Source organism: Xanthomonas sp. SHU 199 (genome assembly GCF_000364665.1).
In the GTDB taxonomy this organism is placed as follows: domain Bacteria; phylum Pseudomonadota; class Gammaproteobacteria; order Xanthomonadales; family Xanthomonadaceae; genus Xanthomonas_A; species Xanthomonas_A sontii.
Window position 1 is genome coordinate 1 of record NZ_AQOI01000618.1, and the last position, 4,731, is coordinate 4,731.

Annotated in this window: 3 protein-coding genes and 1 pseudogene; 1 reads left to right on the forward strand and 3 read right to left on the reverse strand. The window is 70.5% G+C overall.

Going from position 1 to position 4,731, the window contains the following annotated elements; genetic code table 11:
• The 3 genes from epmA to ligA form a co-directional block, all read right to left on the reverse strand.
• On the reverse strand, positions 1-834 hold an 834-nt coding region (gene epmA / locus D183_RS0117970; RefSeq protein WP_017910219.1), incomplete at its 3' end, for an EF-P lysine aminoacylase EpmA.
• A complete protein-coding gene (locus D183_RS0117975) occupies positions 834-1,319 on the reverse strand; it encodes a GNAT family N-acetyltransferase (RefSeq protein ID WP_017910220.1) in 486 nt (161 codons plus the stop codon). The genes D183_RS0117975 and epmA, both read right to left, overlap by 1 nt.
• Positions 1,316-3,832 carry an NAD-dependent DNA ligase LigA gene (ligA, locus tag D183_RS0117980; RefSeq protein ID WP_017910221.1) on the reverse strand — a complete coding sequence of 839 codons (2,517 nt, stop codon included), beginning with the start codon at positions 3,830-3,832 and terminating at the stop codon, positions 1,316-1,318. The genes D183_RS0117975 and ligA overlap by 4 nt, the downstream gene beginning before the upstream one ends.
• Positions 3,833-4,295: 463 nt before the next feature.
• Between ligA and D183_RS0117985 the strand changes: the two are divergent.
• A pseudogene (locus tag D183_RS0117985) lies at positions 4,296-4,731 on the forward strand (pyridoxal phosphate-dependent aminotransferase); the annotation flags it as partial.

Consider the following 4,731-nt stretch of genomic DNA (forward strand, 5'->3'; position numbering starts at 1 on the left):
CGCCTGCAGCAGCCGCTCGTCCAGCGGCGGCAGCACCGCGCCGCGCGCCTGACGCAGCGCGTGGTCGCGCAGGAAACGCCGGCGCTGCTCGGCGGCATCGTTGAGCTCGTGGTAGCCGTTGGCCAGTTCGTAGCCGCCCAGGTACAGCTCGAAGCGCTCGGCCACCGGCGGGTCGCCGTCGCGCACGCGCGCCAGCGCGCACTGGCTGGCCGGCCAGTCGTGGACCACGGTGAGGCGGTCGGCCGGGAACGCCGGCTGCAGGCGGTGGGTCATCAGCAGGTCCAGCCAGTCGTCGCGGCCCAGGCCGTCGGCATCGATGCGGATCTCGCGTAGCGGCTGCTGCAGCGCCTCCAACGGCGCAGCGAATGGATCCAGGCCCAGCCCCTGCAGGAACAACTCGCGATAGCTGAGTACCTGCAGCGTGGCGCTGCGCCCGACCAGGGCCAGCGCCGTGCGGACCAGCTCCACGGTTTCCTCGATCAGTTGCCGGTGATCCCAGCCGACCCGGTACCACTCGAGCATGGTGAACTCGGGATTGTGGCGGCCGCCGGCCTCGCCGTTGCGGAACACCCGCCCCAGTTCGTAGCAGTCGCCGATGCCGGCGGCGAGCAGCCGCTTCAGCGGGTACTCGGGCGAGGTGCGCAGCCAGCGCAGCGCCGGACCGGCGTCGACGTGGCCGCTGAAACGGGTCTGGAAGCTGTCGATGTTCGGCTCGGTGTTGCCGGCCGCCGACAGCATCGGCGTTTCCACTTCCAGCACGCCGCGCGCGGCGAAGAAGCCGCGGATGGCGGCATTGAGCCGGGCGCGCAATTGCAGGACGGACAGCAGGTCCATCACTGCGCCGTGTCGAGCCGGCGGCTCAGTTGGTCGCGGGCGTCGTCGCGATAGCCCAGGCCCAGGTACAGGCGCTTGGCGGCGGCGTTGTGATGGTTGACCTCCATCCGCAGCACGTCCGCGCCCAGCGCGCGGGCGCGCACCTCGACCAGCGCCACCGCTTGCCGGCCCCAGCCGCGACCGCGCGCGGCCGGGCCCAGATACAACTCGTCGAGCAGCAGATAGCGCCCGCCCAGTTCGACGCTGAAACAGGCGGTGATCAGCGCATAGCCGACCACCGCGCCGTCCGGCGCCAGCCACAGCAGCGCCTCGCCCAGTGTCGGCTGCGTGAGCAGCGCCTGCAGGCCGCGCGCCACCCGCTCGGCGTCGAACGCGATACCGTCCTCGGCGTAGAACGCCTGCAGCATCGCCAGCAGGGCCGGCTGGTCGGCCACGCCGGCGGTGCGCCAGCGCAGTGCGCCCTGCAGCGTGCCGGGCGCACTCATGCGCCCTGCTCCTGCGATTGCAGGAACGCCAGCAACTGCGCCTCGTCCCACACCGCCACGCCCAGCTCCTGCGCCTTGTCGAGCTTGGAACCGGCAGCCTCGCCGGCGACCACGAACGCGGTCTTCTTCGAGACGCTGCCGGCGACCTTGGCACCCAGCGCCTCAAGTTGCGCCTTGGCCTCGTCGCGGGTCAGCGCGGTCAGGGTGCCGGTCAGCACCACGGTCTGCCCATCCAGCGGGCCGGCGCGACGCTGCGTCTGCGCCGGCGCGGCATCGAGCAGGCGTTGCATCGCCGCCTCGGCATCCAACAGCGCCTGCTTCTGTGCCGGATCGGCCAGGTAAGCAGCCAGGTTGGCGGCGCCGGCCGTGGACAGCCCCGCCCCGGTCCAGCCGCTTTCGTTGGCGCCCAACAACGCGTGCAACGTGCCGTAGGTGGCGGCCAGGCGCTGCGCGCTCTTGCCGCCGAGCTTGTCCACCGGCAGCGTGCCCAGCAGATGCGCCAGATCCAGACGCTCGCGCAGTTCCGCCGGCGGCGTGCCCTCGTCGGAGAAGTCAACACCTAGCAGGATTAACTGATTGACCACATTCATATTGCCGGGCTGCTCAAAAAAGGTCGCGATAGAACGCGCCACCTCGCCGCCGATGTCCGGCAAGGCCTGCAGCAGCACCGCGGGGGTGCTGCGCACAAATCGCAGCGACCCTAGCCAGTAGGCCATCGCCTTGGCCGTGGTTTCGCCCAGGTGCGGAATGCCCAGAGCGAACAGGAAACGCGACAGCGTGGTGTCGCGGCTGGCCTCGATGCCGGCGACCAGGTTCTCGGCCCACTTGGTCGCGAGCTTGCCCCCCAGGTCCACTGTCAGGTGCGCGCGCAGGAAGTCGGCGTGCCGCCACTGGGCGGCCTCGTCTTCCAACGCGGCGCGGCCGGCCGCGTCCAGCGCCAGCGCGCCCTTGCTGTCCTCCACCGCCTGCAGCAGGTCGGCGGCAGTAGCCGCGTCCAGCGCAGCCTTCATCCGAACCAGGTCCTCCACGCTCAATGCGTACAGGTCGGCCAGCGACTGCACGAAGCCGAACTCGACCAGGGCATCGGCCTGGCGCTCGCCCAGGCCTTCAATGTCCATGGCGCGGCGCGAGGCGAAGTGCCGCACGGCCTCCTTGCGCTGCGCCGCACAGGCCAGGCCGCCGCTGCAACGCCAAGCCACCGCGTCCTCTTCCTTGACCAGCTCGGAGCCACACACCGGGCAGGTCGCCGGCATCGTCCACGGCGCGGTGCCCGGCGGACGCCGTTCCTCGATCACCCGCACCACTTCCGGGATCACGTCGCCGGCGCGGCGCACGATCACGGTGTCGCCTTCGCGCACGTCCAGCCGCGCGATCTGGTCGGCGTTGTGCAACGTCGCGTTGGTAACCGTAACGCCAGCGACCTGCACCGGCTCCAGCCGCGCCACCGGGGTGACCGCACCGGTGCGGCCGATCTGCACCTCGATCGCGCGCAGCACGGTGGACTGTTCCTGCGCCGGGAACTTGTGCGCCAGCGCCCAGCGCGGCGCGCGCGAGACGAAGCCCATCGCCTCCTGCTGGTCGTAATCGTCGAGCTTGTAGACCACGCCGTCGATGTCGTAAGGCAGGCTGTCGCGAGCGGCGCCGATGCGGCGGAAATAGGCGATCAGGCCGTCGAAGCCGGTGGCGGTGTCCGCCTCCGGGGCGACCGGGAAGCCGTAGTCGCGCAGCAGTTGCAGGGTCTGCGAGTGGGTTTCGGGCAGTTCCAGGCCGCGCACCTCGCCCACCGAGTAGGCGAAGAACGCCAGCGGCCGGCGCCGGGTCACCGCCGGATCGAGCTGGCGTAGCGAGCCGGCGGCGCCGTTGCGCGGGTTGGCCAGCAGCTTTTCGTTGCGCTCCAGCGCCTGCGCGTTCCATGCGGCGAAGGCGGCGCGCGGCATGTAGATCTCGCCGCGCACTTCCAGCACCGCCGGCGGCGGCACGCCGAGGTCGCGCAGCTTCAGCGGCACCGAACGCACCTGGCGCAGGTTGGCGGTGACGTCCTCGCCGGTGCTGCCGTCGCCGCGGGTGGCGCCCTGCACAAACACGCCATCCTCGTAGCGCAGGCTGATCGCCAGGCCATCGAGCTTCGGTTCCACCGAGAATACCGGGGCGGCCAGTTCGAGTTCGCGCTCGATGCGGCGCTCGAAATCGGCGACCTCGGCGAAGCGCGTGCGGTCGTCGGCGTCCTCGGCCACGCCCGGGGTTTCGAAGGCATTGGCGAGCGAGAGCATCGGGATCGCGTGGCGCACCTCGGGAAAGCCGCCGTCCGGCCGCGCACCGACCTTGCGCGTGGGCGAATCCGCGCTGGCCAGCTCCGGGTGCGCGGCTTCCAGCGCCTCCAACTCGCGCATCAGCGCGTCGTACTCGGCATCGGGAATCGACGCGTCGTCGAGCACGTAGTAGCGATGGTTGGCGTCGTCGATGCGCTGACGCAACTCGGCGACACGCTGCTGGGGATCGGAAATTGCGGTCATGCGCAGCGGAAATGGGGGTAACGGAGAGGGGGGCGATAGTAGCTTGAAGGCTGGGATTGGGGAGTCGGGATTGGGGATTGGCTTGACGGCTGAAATTGGCGAGTTGGGAGTGGGGATTCGCAAGAGCCCAAGCTCGGACTTCTCGCGTCGGCGGCGGTCGTACCCTCATCCGCCCCTGCGGGGCACCTTCTCCCAAGAAGGGGGCCATGGTCCCGATGGGAGAAGGGAGAGGCCAAAGCCCCTCTCCCACCGGGAGAGGGGTTGGGGTGAAGGGTACGGAGCGCGCAGCGCCATCGACCTCACCACCCGGCTTTTGCCAATCCCCAATGCCCAATCCCCAATCCCCAATCCCAGCCTCAAGCCACTCCCGAAATCCGAAATCCCTAATCCCGGCCCCTCACTCCCTTGCCCCGCCATTAACACCTCGTTAACGTGACCTCCCCCGCCCGCTCTGGAGAGCCACGTGTCGCTACCGGTCTCGCGCCGTTTCTTCCTGTCCCTGGCTACCTCCGGTTTGGCGCTGGGCGCCGTGGGCCTGGCGCCCGTCGCCGAGGCGGCGCGGCGCAAGGCCGCCGACACTGCGGCGGCAACACCTGGCGTAGTGCCAGCAACCGGCACGGTGTACCTGAACTTCAACGAATGCCCGCTGGGCCCCTCACCCGCGGCGCTGGCGGCGGCCCAGGCGATCCTGCCGCGCAGCGGGCGCTATCTGTTCGAGCTGTCGGACGAGCTGATCGCCGCCTTCGTCGGCCAGCAGCGCCTGCCGGCCGACCACGTGGCGGTGTATCCCGGTTCCAGCGAGCCGCTCGCCCGCGCCGCGCGCGCCTTCACCACGCCGCGCGCCGGCGTGGTGGTGGCCGATCCGACCTTCGAGGCGGTGGCCGATGTGGCTGGCGCGC